The following is a 20,280-nucleotide window of genomic DNA, read 5'->3' on the forward strand; positions in this document are numbered from 1 at the left end:
ACGAAAATCGGGATAATTATGCAGCGTAGCGGTATTACCGAACTCGAAGTCCTCCTCGCCGTCGCGCACCGGCAAAGCTTTCGGGCAGCGGCCCGGGAGCTCGGTATGTCGGCGACCGCCGTCAGCAACGCCGTTGCCGGACTGGAGGCCCGCCTGAACGTGCGCCTGTTCAATCGTACGACCCGCAGCGTCGCGTTGACCGAAGCCGGACAGCGTTACGTTGAGCGGATAGCGCCCGCCGTAGCCGAAATCCAGCGCGCCTCGGAGGAGGTCGCCACCCGGCCTGAAATGCCGAGCGGGATGCTGCGGATCAACGCGCCGCGCGAAAGCGTTGCCCTGCTGTTTGATATTTTCGAGACCTTCCTCAAGCGCTATCCATCCATGCGCCTGGATATCACCACCGAATCCCGGCTGGTGGATATCGTTGCCGAAGGCTACGACGCGGGGATCCGCCTGGCGGAGTCGCTGCCGCAGGACATGATTGCCGTCGCCCTGACGCCCAACGCGCGGATGCTGATCGTCGGCACCCCGGACTATTTTTCCCGGCATGGCGTTCCATTCGGTCCGGACGATCTTATGCATCATCAGGGGATCGGCATGCGTATGTCTCACGGCGGAATTTATCGCTGGGAGCTCGAGCGGGATGGGCAAAAAATGGCGCTTAACGTCCCGCCGCGCATTATTCTTAGCGAGATGCAGGCCATTCACCGCGCGGCGCTGGCGGGGATCGGGCTGGCGTTTATTTCTGACTGGTTTATCCAGGACGATCTTGCCGGCGGCAGGCTTATCAGCGTGATGGACGACTGGTGCCCATCTTTTGGCGGCCTCTCTCTCTACTACCCGGGCCGCCGCCATATCCCGCCGGGGCTGCAGGCGTTTATCGCCCTGGTGCGCGAAATGAGGGCACCTTCCACCGCGGCGCGCTGAATTTCCCCCCTGCGCTCCCGTAATACGTCAGGTCACCTATACTCGAAAACTGGCGACCCACGACGGCGGGAGACATCATGATCGATCTTTACTACGCACCCACTCCAAACGGCCAAAAAATCGTTCTGTTCCTCGAAGAGGCTGAGCTGGCCTATCGGCTGATTCGGGTCGATATCAACAAGGGCGAACAGTTCCGCCCGCAGTTTCTCAGCCTCTCACCCAACAATAAAATCCCGGCGATAGTCGACCACGTTCCCGTTGACGGCGGAGCGCCGCTAAGCCTGTTCGAATCCGGGGCCATTCTGCTCTATCTCGCCGAGAAATCGGCAAAGCTGCTGAGCGGCGAGCTGCGCGAGCGCCACGTTACACTGCAGTGGCTGTTCTGGCAGGTGGGCGGATTGGGGCCGATGCTTGGGCAAAATCAGCACTTTAACCATTCAGCGCCGCAGACGGTTCCCTATGCCATTGAGCGCTATCAGGTGGAAACGCAGCGGCTATATAGCGTGCTCAACCGGCGTCTGGAGGTCAGCCCGTGGCTCGGCGGCGAGCGCTACAGCATTGCCGATATCGCCTGCTGGCCGTGGATTAACGCGCATCAGCGACAGCGTATCGATCTGGCAAACTTCCCGGCGGTACATAACTGGTTTGAGCGTATTCGCCAGCGCCCTGCAACCGCCGAGGCGTTGCTGAAAATTCAGCAATCTTAACCCCCTGCTCGCACGACCTGCTTTCATGTATGATTGCGGAAATTACAACACGGAGGAAGCCTGCAATGTCTCAGCCAGACGCCATTATTCGTATAAAAAACCTACGCTTGCGTACTTTTATTGGTATTAAAGAGGAAGAGATTGCTAACCGCCAGGATGTGGTGGTCAACGTCGCCATTCACTACCCGGCGGATCAATCGCGCAACAGCGAAGATATCAACGATGCGCTGAATTACCGCACCATCACCAAGCGTATCATCAGCCATATAGAGAATAACCGCTTCTCCTTACTGGAAAAATTAACTCAGGATGTGCTCGATATCGCATGCGAACATCACTGGGTCACTTATGCTGAAGTTGAGATCGATAAACTTTATGCACTACGCTACGCCGACTCGGTATCCATGACCATGAGCTGGCGGCGGTAGGCTTCTTAGGGAGGTGCTATGAAGATTCTGCTTACCGGCGGTACCGGCCTGATTGGTCGGCATCTCATCCCCCGGCTGCTTGAGCTGGGGCATAACGTAACGGTATCCACGCGCAGCCCGGAAAAAGCCCGTGCCCGGCTCGATCCCCGCGTCACGCTGTGGCGCGGCTTTGACAATCACCAGCACCTCAACGACATTGATGCCGTTATCAATCTGGCGGGCGAGCCTATCGCCGACAAGCGCTGGACGGCGGAGCAAAAGCAGCGCCTGTGCCACAGCCGCTGGGACATCACGCAAAAGCTGGTGGCGCTCATCAACGCCAGCGACACCCCGCCTGCGGTGCTGATTAGCGGCTCTGCGGCAGGTTATTATGGCGACCTGGGGGAGGTTGTTGTCACCGAAGAAGAGCCGCCGCACAATGAGTTCACCCACAAACTCTGCGCCCGCTGGGAACAGCTGGCCTGTGAAGCGCAAAGCGACCGCACCCGCGTCTGCCTGCTGCGAACCGGCGTTGTGCTGGCATCGAGAGGCGGCATCCTTGCCAAAATGACCCCTGCCTTTAAGCTCGGCCTTGGTGGCCCTATCGGCAGCGGCAGGCAGTATCTGGCGTGGATCCATATCGACGATATGGTTAACGCTATTCTGTGGCTGTTGGATAACGACCTGCGCGGCCCCTTTAACATGGTTTCGCCTTATCCGGTACGCAACGAACAGTTCGCCCACGCGCTTGGCCAGGCGCTAAATCGCCCGGCCATTTTTCGCGTCCCGGCGGCGGCGATACGCCTGCTTATGGGTGAATCATCGGTACTGGTGCTCGGCGGCCAGCGCGCGTTGCCAAAACGCCTGGAAGCCGCGGGCTTTGGCTTTCGCTGGTACGATTTAGAAGAAGCGCTAAAAGACGTCCTTGGCTAACCCAATTTAATCCCGGGAGATTTAATGCTCTCCCGGGCTCGCCTGCCGCCCGTGGAAGCTATCTCGCAGTAATCCAATCTCCCACCACCGCTCACTTATTGCCGTGAAGCTCGTTCCAGCGTTCTTTCCCGCTCTCTGTCATAACGTCCCGGTGTTTGTTTTTTCGACACAACACTGTTGACAACCGTCAACATAACGCTCAGTATCAGAGGACACATTGATGAAGGAACATCCGGATAAGCACATTAGGGCAGCCATCGACTATGCTCGCGCCCGGGGGTGGATTTTTATTGCTGGCGGGAAAAGCGCGCACTGCTTCGGACGGCTCAGGTGCGGTACGGCCAATCATCGCGAACACATGATGAGCGTCTGGTCTACTCCTGCCGTTCCCGAGAACCACGCGAGGCAAATTATCAGGATGGTCGACCGCTGTCGTTCAACGTCGACGGCCTGGTTTAATCATAAGGAGCGCAAACTATGACCCTCTATAACTTTACCCTGACGCTTTCAGGCGTTAGCGCCCACACGCCAGATCTCGAGGACGCGCTGTATCGCGCCGGCTGTGCCGACGCGCTGGTTTGTTTTTACGGAACGGCGGTGTATCTGGAGTTCGATCGCGAAAGCGAATCGCTCGAACGGGCGATTCTGTCTGCTATCGATAACATCGAATCCGCATCGAAGCTGAATGCCCGGGTCGAGTCCGTTGATGCCACGCTGGTGGGCCTAAGCGATATCGCCGAACTCACCGGTCTTTCACGACAGGCCGTTGCCCTGCTGAAAGACGGGGCGCGCGGCTCCGGCAAATTCCCCGGCCCCGTACAGCGCGTAAAAGGCAACTCGCCGCTGTGGCGCTGGAAAACCATTGTCAGCTGGCTGGTCGCGGAAGCAAGAATTGCGGCAGACTCACCGCTGGTGGTACACGCGGAAGTCCTCGACAGCCTGAATCTGGCCCTGCAGCTGCGGGCCTCTCAGCAGAGCGAAACCGTGATGCACTATTTTCGCGGGCTCGACAAGCTGCAGCCAGCCTCACCGGCCGCCGGGTAACCGCCGCAACGATCGGGACAGGATCGTGTTATCCGGGACTTTCTGGTGTTAAGGTTAACGGACGATCCTCCGTCATGGCCCGCTTATGATTACGCTAACCACCTCGCGCCTGCTGCTCTCCCCGTTCACCGAATCCGACTGGCCCTTTTTCCTGCGCCTGCGCAGTAACCCTCAGGTGATGCGCTTTATGGGGCCGATCCTTGACGAGAAAGCGCTGCGAAACGTCTTCGATGCGCGGCGTGAAGCATCCGGCGTATTCGTGCTACGCGATAGCCACGGCGAGGCTCTTGGCGACATCGGCCTGCGCATCAGCAGTAAAAATCCGCACGAAGCCGACGTCGGCTACGCTCTGCTGCCTGAGGCTCAGGGGAATGGCTATGCCAGCGAAGCGCTGGAGGCGGTTTGCCGCTATGGATTTGCCCGGCTCGGCGTTAACGCGATTAATGCGTGGGTCATCGGGGATAATTCAGGTTCTTCGCGGCTGCTGGAAAAGCACGGTTTCCGGCGGATCCAGATCCTCGAGAAGGCCTGGCATCTGGACGGCGTTGACTACGATGACTGGATCTATCGCCTGGAGCGCCGATCCTGTCCCGGCAGGGTTAACCCCGCCGGGGAGAGCGTGAAATTTACTTTAACGACCCCTTGAGAAACTGCTGCAGACGCGGGCTTTTCGGATTACCGAAAAGCTCATCAGGATGGCCTTCCTCTTCAATTTTGCCCTGATGGAGGAAAATAACGTGCGAGGAAACGTGGCGGGCAAAGCCCATTTCGTGCGTCACCACCACCATCGTTTTCCCCTCTTCCGCCAGCTGCTGCATAATGCGCAGCACTTCTCCCACCAGCTCGGGGTCGAGCGCGGAGGTCGGTTCGTCGAACAGAAGGACTTCAGGCTCCATCGCCAGCGCGCGCGCAATGGAAACGCGCTGCTGCTGACCGCCGGAGAGATGCACCGGATATTTGATCTGCTGACGCTCGTCAATGCCGACTTTCGCCAGGTATTTCTCTGCCCGCACTCGCGCTTCCTGCTTGCTTAGCCCCAGCACCTGAATGGGCGCTTCCATGACGTTTTCCAGCACCGTCATATGGCTCCACAGGTTGAAATGCTGGAATACCATCGTCAGACGAGTGCGCAGCAGGCGCAGCTGGTTTTTATCCGCAACCTTAAGCTGACCATCCTTGTCGCGCACCAGGCCAATATTCTGCCCGCTCACCACAATCGTGCCTTCGCTCGGTTTCTCAAGAAAGTTAATACAGCGCAAAAAGGTACTTTTACCGGAACCCGATGAGCCGATGATGCTGATAACGTCCCCGGCTTCTGCCCGCATCGAGACACCTTTCAGTACCTCATGCTCGCCGTAACGTTTATGAAGATCGATAACGTTTAATTTATTGTCGGACATGGCGTTCTCAGTGCGTCGAAGAAGGTTTTATATGCTGCAACCAGCGCTTTTCCGCCTTGCGGAACAGGCTAATCAGCACATACGAGATAATTAAGTACAGCACCGCGGCAATGCCGAAGGCGGTAAACGGCTGATAGGTCGCCGAGTTAATATCACGGGCAATTTTCAGCAGATCCGGCACCGTGGCGGTAAAGGCCAGCGCGGTGGAGTGCAGCATCAGAATCACTTCATTACTGTACGCCGGCAGCGCGATGCGCAGCGCGGAGGGGAGAATAATGCAGCGATACAGTTTGGCCGATGAAAAACCATACGCCCGCGCCGCCTCAATTTCACCGGCGGGAACCGAACGAATCGCCCCGGCAAAAATCTCCGTCGTATAGGCACAGGTATTCAGCGTCAGCGCCAGCACCGTGCAGTTCAGGCCGCTGCGGAAGAAGGCGTTCAGCAGCTCGGTACCTTTGACAATTTCCAGCGTATACATACCGGAGTAAAACACCAGCAGCTGCACGTAGAGCGGCGTGCCGCGGAAAATATAGGTAAAAAGCCAGATCGGAAACTGAATGTACTTATTGCTGGAGACGCGCCCGATGGCGAGAAAAATCGCCAGTACGCCGCCCATCACCACCGAGGAGATTAACAGCCACAGCGTGATGGCGACGCCGGTAAAGCGGTAGCCGTCGGTCCACAGCAGGGATTTCCAGTACTCCTGAATAATCTCAATCACAGGTCAGCCCTCTTCACGCCCACGGTATAACGGCGTTCAAGCAGCAGCAGCACACCATTGGAAATCGTTGTAAATACGAGATAAATCAGGCCACAGACGATGGCAAAATAGAACGGCTGCCAGGTGCTTTTCCCCGCCAGCTGCGTCGCTTTCACCACATCCTCCAGCCCCAGCAGCGAAACCAGCGCCGTGGCTTTCAGGATAACCTGCCAGTTGTTGCCGATCCCCGGCAGCGCATAGCGCATCATCGCCGGGAACAGAATACGCCGAAACGTCTGCCCGCCGCTGAAACCAAAGGCGGTCGCCGCTTCGATATGTCCTTTCGGTACCGCGAGGAAAGCGCCGCGGAAGGTTTCCGTAAAGTACGCGCCGTAGATAAAGCCCAGCGTGATGATGCCCGCAATCATCGGGTCGATATCAAACTGCGACATTCCCAGCGCATCGGTGAGCGTGTTCAGCGCGATCTGCAGCCCGTAGAAAATCAGCAGCATCAGCACCAGATCCGGCACGCCGCGAATTAAGGTGGTGTAGCCTTCAAATACCAGCGCCAGCGGTCGATTGCTCGATAGCTTCGCGCCGGCGCCGGCCAGACCAATCAGGACCGCCAGCACAACCGAACTAAGGGCCAGCTCCAGCGTGACAAGAGCGCCCTGCAATATTACCTGTGAAAACCCGTACAGCATGCTGTCTGCCCTGTCTATCATCGACCACCGCGCGCAAAGAGACGCGCGGTGGCGTACGCGTGATGGTTAGTCGCCGTACACGTTAAAATCGAAATATTTTTTCGCCAGCTTGTCGTAGGTGCCATCTTTGCGCATTTCAGCGAAGGCTTTGTTCAGCGCTTCACGCAGCTCGTTGTCGTCTTTACGCAGGCCCATGCCGGTACCGACGCCAAACAGCTTCTCGTCCTTAATGGACGGGCCGCCGAACTGATAGTCTTTACCTACCGGCTGCTTGAGGAAGCCTTCGCTGGCGGCCACTTCATCCTGGAACGCAGCGTCAATGCGGCCAGCGGTCAGGTCGGAATAGATATTGTCCTGGCCCTGATAGGAGACAATCTCAATCCCTTTTGGCGCCCAGTGCTCGTTGCCGTAAGTTTCCTGAGTTGTGCCCTGCAGCACGCCGATACGCTTGCCCTTCAGACGAGTCAGATCCGGCGTGATATCACTGCCCTTTTTCACCACCAGGCGGGAATCGGCGGCATAAAGTTTGTCGGTGAAGGCAATTTCCTGCTGGCGTTTTTCAGTAATAGAAAGCGAAGACATAATCGCATCGATTTTCTTCGCTTTTAAAGAGGGGATCAGCGCGTCCAGCGGGTTTTCAACGAAGGTACATTGCGTATTGATGCGCTTACACAGCTCTTTGGCCAGATCGATGTCAAAACCAATCAACTCACCCTGCGCATTTTTCGATTCAAACGGGGCATAAGTGGGATCTGTACCGATACGAACCTTTTGCGGAATTGCTGCGAATACCGTGGAGACGCTGGAAAGGGCCAGCGCTAAAGAAAGAGACAACGCCAGTTTTTTCATAACTATCCTCAACAAACTGTCATTCTAATGGGTTTATTAGAAGTACTTAAGCCAGTTATCGTGCCACTTTTCTCCCCGATATGGCAAAACATTCTGCGCCGGGGAGCAAATTTTTTCGCATCATAAACGCTTAACTATGCATTTTTTGCACCAAAATGAGACGCCGATACGACGAATGCACCAATAAGGGGCATCGATAGCTATCGCCACGCTAAAGGGCCCGGTATACCGGGCCCGCGGCATGCTTAGTCACCGTAAACGTTAAAGTCGAAGTACTTCTTCGCCATCTTGTCGTAGGTGCCGTCTTTACGCATTTCACCCAACGCTTTGTCGAAGGCAGCTTTCAGCTCGCCATCCGCCTTGCGCAGCCCAATACCGGTGCCATCACCGAAGAACTGTTTGTCTTTGACTGAGGGACCGGCGAAGGCGAAATCTTTGCCGGCAGGCTGTTTGAGGAACCCTTCGCTGGCGGCCACTTCATCCTGCAGCGCGGCGTCAAGGCGGCCGGCGGCGAGGTCAGAGTAGATCAGGTCCTGGTTCTGATAGGCCACCACGTCAACGCCTTTACTGCGCCAGCGTTCGTTACCGTAAGACTCCTGAGTAGAGCCCTGCAGCACGCCAACGTGTTTGCCCTTCAGCGACTCCAGAGTCGGCTGGATAGAGGAGCCTTTCGGCGCAATCAGACGGGAGTCTGCGGCATACAGCTTGTCAGAGAAGGCAATCTCCTGCTGACGTTTTTCGGTAATCGATAATGAAGAGATGATGGCGTCAATTTTCTTCGCCTTCAGCGACGGGATCAGTGAATCAAAATCACTCCCTACCCAGGTACATTTTACCTTGATACGCGAACAGAGTTCGTTACCCAAATCGATGTCAAAGCCGACGAAATCACCTTTGGCATCCTTAGAGGAGAATGGCGCGTAGGTGGCATCGGTACCGATGCGGATGCTTTGCGGCAGAGCTGCAAAGACGCTGGAAGCACTGCTAATTCCCATAATTAAAGAGAGGGCCAGGATCGTCTTCTTCATACAATACCCTTAAGTGTCGTGATGTTGTTATGCGGTGCGTTGTTAGTTATGTGTAGTGCCGACGTATCCTGCAGTTTTTGTGCCATTTTCTCAGTGCGTGCTGGAAACAGCGTTAAATTTGTTAATATAAAGTTGCAGGATTGTCTTGAAAGGGAAGATACCAGTATTAACGGAGAAACCGCAGCGTCGAAACGCAAAAAAACAAATTAAATGTTGAGGATTTGATCGGGGCGACAAAATTGCACCATCTGGGCGCAAAGAATCATAAAGCGCACTATTTTAGCGCGCGCTCAGGCCCCCTGCCAGCGGGCAAACAGGTCCTGCGGCAGCGTGATATCGAACTGATCGATAACGCGATTGACCGTCTGATTGATCACGTCGTCCAGGGTTTGCGGGCGGTGATAGAAGGCCGGCACCGGGGGCATGATTACCGCGCCCATTTCCGCCGCCTGGACCAGCAGACGCAGGTGTCCGAGGTGGAACGGCGTTTCGCGCACGCAGAGCACCAGCGGACGACGCTCTTTCAGCACTACGTCCGCCGCCCGGGTCAGCAGACCATCGGTGTAGCTATGAACAATGCCTGAAAGCGTTTTCATCGAGCAGGGGAGTATCACCATCCCGGCCGTTTTAAACGAGCCGGAAGAGATGCTGGCGGCGATGTCGCGGGCATCGTGAACGACGTCAGCCAGCCCCTGAACTTCACGCAGCGAGTAGTCGGTCTCCAGCGCCAAAGTCTGCCGCGCCGCCTGGCTCATGATCAGATGGGTTTCAACATCCGCGACATCACGCAATATCTGGAGCAGCCGCACGCCGTAAACGGCACCGCTGGCGCCAGAAATTCCAATGATAAGTCGTTTCACGATGGTTGCCCCTTCTGCTTAGAGTCGCAGACTTTGCCGGATTATAGCACCGGACGCAAGTCCGGTGGCCCGCTAACCGCGGCCCGAAAAACAAAAAGCCCGCAGTCTGACGACGGCGGGCTTTGACAACAAAGGCGCGGTTTAGCCTTCGTTATGCATCTCTAAGTTTTCCACTTCGTTCTGACGCTGCACCGCTTTGGCATCGTCGTTACGCAGGGAGTCGAGATAATCCAGATACTGCTGATCGACGTCCTTAGTGACGTACACGCCATTAAATACCGAACACTCAAACTGCTGAATATCCGGATTCTCGGCCCGCACGGCGTCGATCAGATCGTCCAGATCCTGGAAGATTAGGCCGTCAGCGCCGATGATCTGCCGAATTTCGTCAACTTCACGACCGTGAGCGATCAGCTCGGTGGCCGTCGGCATATCGATGCCGTAGACGTTCGGGAAGCGAATTTCCGGCGCAGCGGAAGCCAGATAGACCTTCTTCGCACCCGCTTCGCGCGCCATCTCGATAATCTGTTCCGAGGTGGTGCCGCGAACGATGGAGTCATCGACCAGCAGGACGTTTTTATCACGGAACTCGGCGCGGTTAGCGTTGAGCTTACGACGTACTGATTTACGGCGCAGCTGCTGGCCCGGCATGATAAAAGTACGGCCGACGTAGCGGTTTTTAACGAAGCCCTGACGATAAGGCTTGTCGAGAATACGGGCAATTTCCAGCGCGATGTCGCAGGAGGTTTCCGGAATCGGAATGACCACGTCAATGTCCAGATCTTCCCACTCGCGGGCAATCTTCTCGCCCAGCTTGGTCCCCATATTCACGCGCGCGCTGTAGACGGAGATTTTATCGATGAAGGAGTCCGGACGGGCAAAATAGACGTACTCAAAGAGGCACGGATTGCTGACCGGGTTCTCCGCACACTGGCGGGTAAACAGCTGGCCTTTTTCGGTGATGTACACCGCTTCACCCGGCGCAACGTCGCGCAGGAACTCAAAGCCCAGCGTATCCAGCGCCACGCTTTCGGAGGCCACCATGTACTCGGTACGGCCGTCGCCAATATCACGCTTGCCCAGCACCAGCGGGCGAATACCGTTCGGATCGCGAAACGCCACCATACCGTGGCCGATAATCATCGCCACGCAGGCATAGGCGCCGCGAATCTGCCGATTGGTCGCAGCAATTGCCGCAAAGATATTGTCGGCTTCCAACGGATAATGGCGGAAGTTATCCAGCTCGCTGGCGAAAATATTGAGCAGAATCTCAGAATCGGAGGTGGTATTGATGTGGCGGCGTTTTTCTTCAAACAGCTTTTTACGCAGCTCGTGCGCGTTGGTCAGGTTACCGTTATGCGCTAACGTAATGCCATACGGCGAGTTAACGTAGAAAGGCTGAGCCTCGGAGGCGCTGGAGCTACCAGCCGTAGGGTAACGGACGTGGCCGATCCCCATGTTGCCCTGCATACGCTGCATGTGGCGAGCCTCAAAAATATCGCTCACCAGCCCGTTTGCCTTACGCAAGCGGAAGCAATTATTTGCATCAATGGTGATGATGCCTGCGGCATCCTGGCCACGATGCTGAAGCACCGTTAACGCGTCATAAATCGACTGGTTGACCGGCATAACACCGGCGATACCGACAATACCGCACATACGTCTTTTCCTCGTTCAGCTACATCCCAACGCTTATGCTTTGGGCAAGAAACTTGACGAGCTCTGCAGATAGTCAAAAAACCATCTGATAACGAAACTGAACTGCGGGATAAGCTCCGACTTTTGCCAGTCTTCGCTTTTCGCCATACCGGTAAAACTATCGAGAAAGAACAGGATCGCCGAGACAATCAGCACGCCACGGAGGGCGCCAAAACAGATCCCTAACACCCTGTCGGTACCCGACAGGCCGGTTTTCTCTACCAGTGCGCTAATCACGTAGTTAACGATAGCGCCGACGATAAGCGTTGCGATAAACAGTATCGCGATAGCAATCCCATTGCGGACCATTTCGTCTTCAAAGCCCGTGAACCAGACAGCCAGGTAAGTGTAGTAATGACTGGCAACAAAGAAAGCACATCCCCAGGTTACCAGCGATAACGCTTCACGAACAAAGCCGCGGATCAGGCTTACCAGACAGGAAAAACCAATCACCGCAATAATGGCGTAATCAATCCAGACCATATACATCCTACGATTTTACGCCCTGTCGTCCGGTTCGGGGCGCATTCTAACAGAAAAAGAAAACGTTTGCGTAGGGATTTCCGTGCCCTACAGAAATAAAAATGGCGCTGAAAAAACATTCAACGCCATGCTGCCTTTCGCCTCTGCAGGGCGCGTCAGGTAAGGGATTCAGCCCCTTCGCTCGCCGACAGCAAGCGGGGTGGCGGGCCCGACGGCCCACCGTTCTGCCCGACCCTGACCGCGCAAGGAAGAATACCTCCTTTCCCGGCACAAGCCTCGGCGTTCTTCAACGCTATCAGACTGAATAGCAAGGCTAGTTTGGCGTGTATCCCATCACCACGCCGCTCAGACCCGACAGCTGCTTCAGATCGCCAAGCTGGCCTTTCAGCTTATCTTTCGAGGCATCAGGGCCAACCAGAATGCGGGTGATTTTCCCCTGCACCGGCGTTGAAGGCGACGTGTAAACCTTGAACCCGGAGGAGCGCAGCTTACCGACGATTTCGTTGACCTTGTCCGCGTTCTTCAGCGCGCCCAGCTGCACCACGTAGGCTCTGCCGGTCGGCGCAGGAATTTCAGCTGGCTTCGGCGCCGGCGTCTGGGCGGCAGTTTGCTGCTGCTGCGGCTGCTGAGGCTTCTCGACCGGCTTAGGCTGCGGCTGAGGCTGAGGTTGCGGCTTCGGCTGGGCCTGAGGTTTCGGCTGCGGCTTCGGCGCGACAACCGGCTCCTGGACATCATCGAAGCTGTTATTGTTTACCGGGATACGCGACGGATCCAGCGACGGCGCCGCCGCATTTCCGGCCCTCACCTCTTCTGCCGCCCCTTCCGGAGGCTGGGCAGGCAAGGCCTGCGTTGCCGCCGGTAGCATATCAGGCTCATCGCGATCGCCCGGCTTTGGCACCAGCGGGATCGCCGCAAACTCATCCTGATAGTGTTTTTTCTGACCGTCAAGCAGCCCTGGAAGGATAATGACCCCCAGCGCCACCAGCACAATCGTCCCGACTAAACGGTTCTGAAACTTACTCGCCACCGATTCTCCCCGCGTCTATTTCTTCCATTACGTGCGCTACCGTGTGGAATGAGCCACACACCAGCACCGTATCTTCAGGTCCGGCATCGGCCATGGCCGCATGCCATGCTTGAGTGACGTCTGCGCAGGCTCTCCCTGTACGCAAATGCTCCAGTAGCTGCTCCGCCGTTGCCCCACGCGGCCCTTCCAGCGGCGCGCAGTACCAGCAATCAACTTCAGCCATCAGGTTTGCCAGCGTACCGGCAATATCCTTATCATGCAGCATACCAATAACCGCCAGCACGCGCCCCGTTTTCGGCAGGCTTTTGAGACGCCCGGCCAGATAGGCCGCCGCGTGCGGATTATGGGCAACATCGAGGATCACGCGCGGCGCCTCGCCAATTATCTGGAAACGCCCGGGCAGCATCGCCTGCCTAATGCCGTCGCGAATCGCCTGCTCGCTCACCGTCAGCCCGCTGGCGCGCAGCGCGGCAAGCGCCGTCGCCGCATTCGGCATGGGCACCTGAGGCAGCGGCAGTCCCGCCAGCATCCCCTGCTCATCGCTGAAATCCCACCCCTGCTCGCCGCTCGCATAGCGCCAGTCAACGCCGCGACGCCGCAGCACCGCGCCTTTCTCGGCCGCAACGTCGGCGATGGTATGGGGCATATCCGGTTCACCGACGATAGCCGGCCGGCCTGAGCGGAAAATACCGGCCTTTTCGCGGCCGATGCTTTCGCGATCCGGCCCCAGCCAGTCGGTATGATCGAGCGCAATGCTGGTCACCACCGCCACGTCGGCATCAACGATATTTGTCGCATCAAGGCGACCGCCGAGACCGACCTCAAGGATAACGACATCCAGCTGCGCCTGCTTAAACAGCCACAGCGCGGAGAGCGTACCGAACTCAAAATAGCTCAGGGAGATTTCACCGCGCGCGTCTTCGATTTCGGCGAAAGAGGCGGTATGCGCCGCTTCCGGCAGCTCCTCTCCCTGCACGCGAACGCGTTCGGTATAGCGCACCAGATGCGGGGAACTGTAGACGCCGACCCTATAGCCCGCCGCCATCAGCACCGACTCCAGCGTACGGCAGGTGGTCCCCTTACCGTTGGTTCCCGCCACCGTAAAGACGAAAGGTGCGGGTTTCACTACCGCCATCCGCCCGGCAACTTCGTTCACCCGCGTCAGCCCGAGATCGATAGTTTTGCTGTGCAGATGCTCCAGATAAGAAAGCCACGTAGCCAGGGGCGACGTGGCCTGAGGAATAGGTTCTTTTTCCATGATGTCCGCAAGAGTTAACGGTAAATACGCTCATCCTTCAGCGTGCCGCGAAGCGGTCAGGTCAGGATGATGTCGCGTAGCTATTTGAATATAAAAAAAGGGCAGCACCGTCAGGCCTGCCCTCTGCATCATCAGGCCTCTGGTTCCTGATCCGGTACCGGTGGTACCGCGTCGCCTTCATGAGGAACCTCCGGGCACGGTGCCGGGAGATTCATCAGCTTCGCCAGAATACTGGCCAGCTTCAGGCGCATTTCAGGGCGACGTACGATCATGTCGATCGCCCCTTTTTCAATCAGGAACTCGCTGCGCTGGAATCCTGGCGGCAGCTTTTCGCGCACGGTTTGCTCGATAACGCGAGGACCGGCAAAGCCGATCAGCGCTTTCGGTTCCGCGATGTTGAGATCGCCGAGCATCGCAAAGCTCGCCGATACGCCGCCCATCGTCGGGTCGGTCAGCACGGAGATATACGGTAAACCGCGCTCCTGCATTTTCGCCAGCGCGGCTGACGTTTTCGCCATCTGCATCAGCGACATCAGCGCTTCCTGCATACGCGCGCCGCCGGACGCTGAGAAGCAAACCAGCGGGCAGTTGTCTTCCAACGCCTGTTCAACGGCACGTACGAAGCGCGCGCCCACCACCGAGCCCATCGAACCGCCCATAAAGGCGAATTCAAAAGCAACGGCGACAACCGGCATGTCGTACAGAGTGCCCTTCATGACCACCAGCGCATCTTTCTCGCCGGTCTCTTTTTGAGCCGACGCCAGGCGGTCTTTGTATTTTTTCGAATCGCGGAACTTCAGCACATCTTTCGGCTCGAGCTCGCTTCCCAGCTCCACGAGGGAACCTTCGTCCAACAGGCTATGCAGGCGATTACGCGCCGACATACGCATATGGTGATCGCACTTAGGGCAAACCTCCAGGTTGCGCTCCAGCTCTGCGCGGTACAATACCTGACCGCAACTGTCGCACTTGGTCCATACACCCTCAGGAATGCTTGCCTTGCGGGTGGGAGTTATATTGCTTTTAATTCGTTCAATCCAGCTCATTGATAACCTTTCTGCCTGAACCTGGTCGATGCCAGTTTTGTCGTAAGGGGCGCATAATGCCATTTTTGACCCTTACAGACCATGAATGTTGCACATTAAATCATAACATCCCGTCACATGGGATAAAAAAGTGGTCGTACCGCTCACACTTCACTCTTCGGGCGACGGCGCTCCGCCCGAAGATGATTAGGCTACGGTGATTATTTTGACTGCTTCGCCGCCGCGCGCTTGTGGCGAATGATTTCAATCACCCCCGGCAGCACGGACAGGAGAATAATAGCCACAATCAGCAGCTTCAGGTTTTCCTGGACGATCGGTAAATCGCCAAACAGGTAGCCTGCATAGGTGAACAGCAGCACCCACAGTAGCGCGCCAACAACGTTATAGGCCGCAAAATGACGATAGGACATGTGGCCCATTCCCGCCACAAATGGCGCAAAGGTTCTGACAATCGGCACGAAGCGAGCGAGGATAATGGTTTTGCCGCCGTGACGCTCGTAGAACGCGTGGGTCTTGTCCAGATAGCTGCGGCGGAAGATTTTAGAATCAGGATTACTGAAGAGCTTTTCACCGAACAGCCGGCCGATCGTGTAGTTCAGGGCATCACCGATAATCGCCGCGATAACCATCAGCACCACCATCAGATGCACGTTCAGATCGTTAGTCGGCAGCGCTGACAGCGCCCCGGCAACAAACAGCAGCGAATCTCCCGGCAGGAACGGTGTCACCACCAGACCCGTTTCGCAAAACAAAATCAAAAACAGAATGGCATAAACCCAGATACCGTACTCGGCAACCAGTTCGGCCAGGTGTACATCTATATGCAGGATGAAATCAATTAAAAAGCGGATCAGGTCCATACCGTTTTAGTCCTTAATAGCAATACGTAAAATCCTTCGCGGCGCAGCAGGCGGCCGAGCGACGGCTCCCGGACCGCGCAAAAAAGCGGGTCCGGGAAAACAAGCGCGGCCGGCAAAGCGGCGGCCTGAAGGATGAGGCGTATACGTCAGTCCGCCAGAAATAGCGGGCCCATCGGCATCACCGGCAGATCGAAATGGGCCGGATAATCAACCGACACCAGATACAATCCCTCGGCTTTGGCCGTCGCGGCGGCTAGCTTCCTGTCTTTTGCCGCCAGAAGTTCTGCAATCCAGCTCTCTGGCTGGTTACCGGCCCCTACTTCCATCAGGCTGCCGACAATATTCCTTACCATATGATGTACAAAGGCGTTTGCTTTGATATCGACCACCACATATGCGCCGTAACGCGTGACGCTAATGTGCTTCATGTTGCGCCAGGGCGTACGCGACTGGCACTGCAGCGCGCGGAACGAGGTAAAATCATTCTCGCCCAGCAGGCACTGCGCCGCGCGCTGCATCCGCTCGGCGTCCAGGGGCTGGTGATAATGGGTCACCCCCTGGCTTAATACCCCCGGGCGCAGCCGGTGGTTATAGATAACGTAGCGGTAGCGGCGCGCCGTTGCGCTGAAGCGCGCGTGGAACGCGTCCGGCACATGTTTCACCCAACGCACGGCAATGTCACCAGGCAGATTCGCATTCACGCCCAGCGTCCAGGCCGCGTCTTTACGCAGCGCGCGCGTTTCAAAATGCACCACCTGGCCGGTGCCGTGAACGCCGGCGTCGGTGCGGCCCGCGCAGAAGACGTTAATCGGTTCATTCGCCACCTGCGAGAGCGCCTTTTCCAGCTTCTCCTGCACGCTGCGTACTTCGTTCTGCCGCTGCCAGCCGTAATATTTACTGCCGTCGTACTCGATGCCCAGCGCGATTTTATAGACCGGCAGCTGCTCCATCTCAGACATCAGTAAAAATACTCCTGCACCAGCCTCTCGGCGGTTTTGACCGCCATCAGCGCGCCGCCGAAACGGACGTTGTCGGCAACGGACCAGAACTGAACCTGCTCCGGCATCCCGTAATCGTTGCGCACGCAGCCGACGGAGAGATGGGTGGTGCCGGAGGCGTCGCCAACCTGGGTCGGGAACTCACGCGCTTCGGACAGCTCGATATCTTCCCCGCGCGCAAAGGCATCGCGCGCCTCTTCTGCGGCCAGCGGACGCATGGCTTCGAAATTAACCATCTGCGCATGGCCGTAGAATACCGGCGACTGGACCACGCTTGCGGAGATCATCAGCCCTTCGTCCTGCAGGATCTTCCGCACTTCATCGACGATACGGCGCTCTTCCAGCACGCTGCCTTCACGATCGGGCAGAAGCGGCAGCATATTGAACGCCAACTGACGGCCAAAGTAATCATCTTCATCAATCGGCATGCCGTTGAGCAGCTTAGCGCTCTGACCTGCCAGCGCGCTGACGGCTTTTTTACCGTGGGCGGAAACGGAGAGCAGGCTGGTGACCTGAATACGCGACAGGCCGCCTTCGTCAATCAGCGGTTTCAGCGCGGCCAGCAGTTGGCTGGTCAGGCTGTTGGCCACGGCAATAACGTTACGATTGCGGTAATCAGCCAGCACGAATGGGTTGACGTCCGGCACGACCAGCGGGACATCCGGCTCCAGCGCGAACAGGCCGCTGAGGTCGATAACCAGACAGCCTGAGTTAGTCGCCTCATCAACGTAGGCCGCCGTAGCTTCGACGCCGGCGGCGAAAAAGGCCAGTTGGGCCTGGGTCCAGTCAAACTCCGCGGCGTCCTGTACGATGACCGACTTACCGTTGAAGCGCAGATGTTCGCCCGCGCTTTCGTTACGCGCCAGGGCGTAAATATCACCCACCGGGAACTGACGTTCAGCAAGGGTTTCGAGCAGGGCTTCGCCGACGGCGCCCGTTGCGCCCAGTATGGCAATATTCCAGCCTTCAGACATGGTGGTTTACTCCAGAAAAAAGCGACCCTGCAGGAGTATCCAACAGGGTCATTAAGAAGATATTAACGAACAGGGTGATGTATGGCATTAAAGCCGAGCTGTCGCAACAGCGTCGCCGCCTGCTCATCGCTGCACTGTACGTACAGCGAAGACCATTCACGGCGTTCCTGGTAATTTTTGCGCAGCTTGTCAAATTCACCCGCAGCACCGGCCACTTTTCGCAGCGGCGCATCGTCGCGGCGCACATCATACACCAAATGGACCAGCCTTTTCAGGGTTGCCTGATCGAGCGCGCCGTGGAGGGTGATACGGCCAAACTCCGGCGCCGGCAGCAGGGTATCCAGCGCAACCTGCTGCGGATGGCCAATAAACGCGCTGTAGGCTTCAAACACCTGGGTCGTCCCGCGCGCTTTCCCTTCAAGGGTATAGCCAGCGATATGCGCGGTCCCGATATCCACGCGATCCAGCAGCTCAAGGTTAAGATCCGGCTCCGGCTCCCAGACGTCCAGCACTACGCTCAGCGGCTGCCCGGCCTGCAGGCACTTCAGCAGCGCGCCGTTATCCACCACCGGACCACGGCAGGCGTTAATTAACACCGTTCCCGGCTTCAGGCGGCTAATCAGCGCCTCATCCGCGAGGTGCAGCGTCTTGTACTGCCCTTCTTTATATAAAGGCGTGTGGAACGTCAGCACATCGGCCTGCTGAACCAGCTCGTCGAGGCTGCGGAAATCGCCCTCATCACCGCGATCCGCGCGCGGCGGATCGCAAAGCAGCGTTTTAATCCCCAGCGCTTCAAGACGTTTTTGCAGCCGTCCGCCGACGTTGCCCACCCCGACGATCCCGACGGTACGATCGGTCAGCGCAAAGCCGTCGCGCTCGGCCAGCATCAGCAGCGCCGAGAAAACATACTCAACGACCGCAATCGCGTTGCAGCCCGGCGCGGCGGAAAATCCGATCCCCGCCTGCTGGAGCCACGCCTGATCGACATGATCGGTGCCCGCGGTCGCGGTGCCGACGAACTGAATAGCCTTACCGGCAAGCAGTGCTTCATTGACTTTAGTGACGGAGCGGACCATCAGCGCGTCGGCATCGGTCAGCGCTTCAGCCGGAATTGGGCGGCCGGGGACCGCCCTCACCTCGCCCAAACGGCTAAAAAGCTCACGGGCATAGGGCATATTTTCATCAACGAGGATTTTCACGGTTCAGTACCTGTCTGAGAACGAGAGTAAACCGGGGAAGTGTGCCATAATCTCGCCGCCAGGAACATCATCACCGGGCCTCAGTACAGTAATACGGAAAGGATTAATCATGACACAACCCGTTTCAGGTATGTCCGATCGCCCTCCGGGGACGGCTCCCTCCGGTGCGCCCGTCGCCGGGGAGCTTTCGCTGACCACCCAACAACGCACCGTTCTCGAGCGACTGATTACCCGCCTGGTGGCGCTAACATCGCAGCAGAACGCGGAAGTGTGGGCCGGAATCAAGCACGATCTGGGACTGAAAGGCGATGCGCCGCTGCTGGCATGCCATTTTGCCGCCGCCGAAAGTCACCTGAACCAGCGCCTGACCGTTGCGCAGCAAAACCATCACCACCGTCAGACTCTGGCGCAGCTCGGCGAGCTGCTGAGCCAGGGCAACAATCGTCAGGCGGTGAGCGATTATATTCGCCAGAATTATGGCCAAACTACGCTACACGCGCTGACCCAGCAGCAGCTTGAGAACGTGCTGCAGCTGCTGCAAAACGGCCGGCTGTCGATTCCGTCGCCCCAGCAGCGTCAGCCTACGCTGCGCCCGCTGCTGCCGGCGGAGCACAACACGCTGAATCAGCTGGTGACCCGTCTTGCCGCCGCAACCGGCGAGCCCGGTAAACTTATCTGGCAATCGATGCTGGAGCTGTGCGGCGTGAAAACCGGCGAGCTGATCCCGGCAACGCATTTTACCCCGCTCTCCTACTGGCTTCAGGCGCGGCAAACGCTAAGCAGCCAGGCCAGCCCAACGCTCAACTCGCTGCAGGCCGCGCTGAAGCAGCCGCTTGAAGCGCAGGAGTGGCAGAAGATCGCCGATTTTGCCCGCAACAGTTGGCACGTGACGCCGCAGTCGGCGCTGAGCTCCAGCCAGATACTGACGCTGTTAAACAAAGTTTTCGTGCTGCGGGTGGCGCGCGCCCAGGAAACCCTGGCGATCCCCTCGCTGCAAACGGAGGCCACCCCGCTCTGGGCGCGGCTCAAAAAGCCGTGGCTTATCCTGCTGGCGCTGGCCGCGCTGGTACTGATATGGCTGATGGTTGCGTAGCGCCTGCCGCCAGAGAAACGCCGTCGCCGGACGGCAGAAAAGCGTGACGGGCGGCTAAAGTCGCCGTTACGCTAACGCCCGC

The 20,280-nt window shown here is 57.5% G+C and carries 23 protein-coding genes; 8 read left to right on the forward strand and 15 right to left on the reverse strand.

Annotated elements, in window-relative coordinates:
* Nucleotides 1–18: 18 nt before the first annotated feature.
* From M2416_RS24635 to M2416_RS24665, 6 genes are all read left to right on the forward strand, one after another.
* Nucleotides 19–927: a LysR family transcriptional regulator gene (locus M2416_RS24635; protein ID WP_259227387.1), complete on the forward strand. Its 909-nt coding sequence runs from the start codon at nt 19–21 to the stop codon at nt 925–927.
* Nucleotides 928–1,004: 77 nt separating this feature from the next.
* Nucleotides 1,005–1,634 carry a GSH-dependent disulfide bond oxidoreductase gene (gene yfcG / locus M2416_RS24640; protein ID WP_041146582.1) on the forward strand — a complete coding sequence of 210 codons (630 nt, stop codon included), beginning with the start codon at nt 1,005–1,007 and terminating at the stop codon, nt 1,632–1,634.
* 65 nt (nt 1,635–1,699) lie between these two features.
* Entirely contained in the window at nt 1,700–2,062 is a 363-nt protein-coding gene (folX, locus tag M2416_RS24645) for a dihydroneopterin triphosphate 2'-epimerase (protein ID WP_041146583.1), read from the forward strand.
* An 18-nt stretch (nt 2,063–2,080) separates the two neighbouring features.
* Entirely contained in the window at nt 2,081–2,974 is an 894-nt protein-coding gene (locus M2416_RS24650; RefSeq protein WP_076945802.1) for a TIGR01777 family oxidoreductase, read from the forward strand.
* Between the two features lie 477 nt (nt 2,975–3,451).
* The gene (locus M2416_RS24660; protein WP_195710689.1) at nt 3,452–4,018 is read left to right on the forward strand and encodes a helix-turn-helix transcriptional regulator; all 567 of its coding nucleotides are present in this window, start codon (nt 3,452–3,454) and stop codon (nt 4,016–4,018) included.
* An 85-nt stretch (nt 4,019–4,103) separates the two neighbouring features.
* Complete coding sequence (locus M2416_RS24665) at nt 4,104–4,664, forward strand: GNAT family N-acetyltransferase (RefSeq protein WP_259227391.1); 561 nt, start codon at nt 4,104–4,106, stop codon at nt 4,662–4,664.
* On the opposite strand, the gene hisP is transcribed toward M2416_RS24665, so the two are convergent.
* From hisP to argT, 5 genes are all read right to left on the reverse strand, one after another.
* Nucleotides 4,645–5,418 carry a histidine ABC transporter ATP-binding protein HisP gene (gene hisP, locus M2416_RS24670; protein WP_041146588.1) on the reverse strand — a complete coding sequence of 258 codons (774 nt, stop codon included), beginning with the start codon at nt 5,416–5,418 and terminating at the stop codon, nt 4,645–4,647. The genes M2416_RS24665 and hisP overlap by 20 nt on opposite strands.
* Nucleotides 5,419–5,425: 7 nt before the next feature.
* Nucleotides 5,426–6,142 carry an ABC transporter permease gene (locus M2416_RS24675; RefSeq protein ID WP_041146589.1) on the reverse strand — a complete coding sequence of 239 codons (717 nt, stop codon included), beginning with the start codon at nt 6,140–6,142 and terminating at the stop codon, nt 5,426–5,428.
* On the reverse strand, nt 6,139–6,825 hold the full coding sequence (locus M2416_RS24680; RefSeq protein ID WP_041146590.1) for a histidine ABC transporter permease HisQ: 687 nt from the start codon (nt 6,823–6,825) through the stop codon (nt 6,139–6,141). The genes M2416_RS24675 and M2416_RS24680 overlap by 4 nt, the downstream gene beginning before the upstream one ends.
* Nucleotides 6,826–6,891: 66 nt before the next feature.
* The gene (gene hisJ / locus M2416_RS24685) at nt 6,892–7,674 is read right to left on the reverse strand and encodes a histidine ABC transporter substrate-binding protein HisJ (RefSeq protein WP_041146591.1); all 783 of its coding nucleotides are present in this window, start codon (nt 7,672–7,674) and stop codon (nt 6,892–6,894) included.
* 245 nt (nt 7,675–7,919) lie between these two features.
* The gene (gene argT, locus M2416_RS24690) at nt 7,920–8,702 is read right to left on the reverse strand and encodes a lysine/arginine/ornithine ABC transporter substrate-binding protein ArgT (RefSeq protein ID WP_041146592.1); all 783 of its coding nucleotides are present in this window, start codon (nt 8,700–8,702) and stop codon (nt 7,920–7,922) included.
* Nucleotides 8,703–8,750: 48 nt separating this feature from the next.
* Here argT and M2416_RS24695 point away from each other — a divergent pair, with 48 nt between their 5' ends.
* Complete coding sequence (locus M2416_RS24695) at nt 8,751–8,912, forward strand: hypothetical protein (RefSeq protein ID WP_161795682.1); 162 nt, start codon at nt 8,751–8,753, stop codon at nt 8,910–8,912.
* A gap of 80 nt (nt 8,913–8,992) precedes the next feature.
* Here M2416_RS24695 and M2416_RS24700 read toward each other — a convergent pair whose 3' ends face one another.
* The 10 genes from M2416_RS24700 to pdxB all read right to left on the reverse strand — a co-directional run bounded on the left by M2416_RS24700 (nt 8,993) and on the right by pdxB (nt 19,105).
* Nucleotides 8,993–9,562: a UbiX family flavin prenyltransferase gene (locus tag M2416_RS24700; RefSeq protein ID WP_041146593.1), complete on the reverse strand. Its 570-nt coding sequence runs from the start codon at nt 9,560–9,562 to the stop codon at nt 8,993–8,995.
* 141 nt (nt 9,563–9,703) lie between these two features.
* On the reverse strand, nt 9,704–11,221 hold the full coding sequence (purF, locus tag M2416_RS24705; RefSeq protein ID WP_041146594.1) for an amidophosphoribosyltransferase: 1,518 nt from the start codon (nt 11,219–11,221) through the stop codon (nt 9,704–9,706).
* A 33-nt stretch (nt 11,222–11,254) separates the two neighbouring features.
* The gene (gene cvpA / locus M2416_RS24710; RefSeq protein ID WP_041147709.1) at nt 11,255–11,743 is read right to left on the reverse strand and encodes a colicin V production protein; all 489 of its coding nucleotides are present in this window, start codon (nt 11,741–11,743) and stop codon (nt 11,255–11,257) included.
* Between the two features lie 313 nt (nt 11,744–12,056).
* Nucleotides 12,057–12,770 (reverse strand): cell division protein DedD, encoded by a 714-nt coding sequence (gene dedD, locus M2416_RS24715; RefSeq protein ID WP_076945807.1) that lies wholly within the window; start codon nt 12,768–12,770, stop codon nt 12,057–12,059.
* Nucleotides 12,760–14,028 (reverse strand): bifunctional tetrahydrofolate synthase/dihydrofolate synthase, encoded by a 1,269-nt coding sequence (gene folC / locus M2416_RS24720; protein ID WP_259227396.1) that lies wholly within the window; start codon nt 14,026–14,028, stop codon nt 12,760–12,762. The genes dedD and folC overlap by 11 nt, the downstream gene beginning before the upstream one ends.
* Before the next feature lie 131 nt (nt 14,029–14,159).
* On the reverse strand, nt 14,160–15,074 hold the full coding sequence (gene accD, locus M2416_RS24725) for an acetyl-CoA carboxylase, carboxyltransferase subunit beta (RefSeq protein ID WP_041146597.1): 915 nt from the start codon (nt 15,072–15,074) through the stop codon (nt 14,160–14,162).
* A gap of 200 nt (nt 15,075–15,274) precedes the next feature.
* Nucleotides 15,275–15,934 carry a DedA family protein gene (locus M2416_RS24730; RefSeq protein ID WP_041146598.1) on the reverse strand — a complete coding sequence of 220 codons (660 nt, stop codon included), beginning with the start codon at nt 15,932–15,934 and terminating at the stop codon, nt 15,275–15,277.
* Between the two features lie 146 nt (nt 15,935–16,080).
* Nucleotides 16,081–16,893, reverse strand: a complete 813-nt coding sequence (gene truA / locus M2416_RS24735; protein WP_041146599.1) for a tRNA pseudouridine(38-40) synthase TruA — start codon at nt 16,891–16,893, stop codon at nt 16,081–16,083.
* The gene (locus M2416_RS24740) at nt 16,893–17,906 is read right to left on the reverse strand and encodes an aspartate-semialdehyde dehydrogenase (protein ID WP_041146600.1); all 1,014 of its coding nucleotides are present in this window, start codon (nt 17,904–17,906) and stop codon (nt 16,893–16,895) included. The genes truA and M2416_RS24740 overlap by 1 nt, the downstream gene beginning before the upstream one ends.
* A gap of 62 nt (nt 17,907–17,968) precedes the next feature.
* Complete coding sequence (gene pdxB / locus M2416_RS24745) at nt 17,969–19,105, reverse strand: 4-phosphoerythronate dehydrogenase PdxB (RefSeq protein WP_076945809.1); 1,137 nt, start codon at nt 19,103–19,105, stop codon at nt 17,969–17,971.
* 109 nt (nt 19,106–19,214) lie between these two features.
* On the opposite strand from pdxB, the gene flk reads away from it, so the two are divergent.
* The gene (flk, locus tag M2416_RS24750) at nt 19,215–20,198 is read left to right on the forward strand and encodes a flagella biosynthesis regulator Flk (protein WP_259227398.1); all 984 of its coding nucleotides are present in this window, start codon (nt 19,215–19,217) and stop codon (nt 20,196–20,198) included.
* Nucleotides 20,199–20,280 lie beyond the last annotated feature (82 nt).

It is taken from the genome of Klebsiella sp. BIGb0132, from assembly GCF_024810075.1.
GTDB lineage: Bacteria > Pseudomonadota > Gammaproteobacteria > Enterobacterales > Enterobacteriaceae > Klebsiella > Klebsiella terrigena.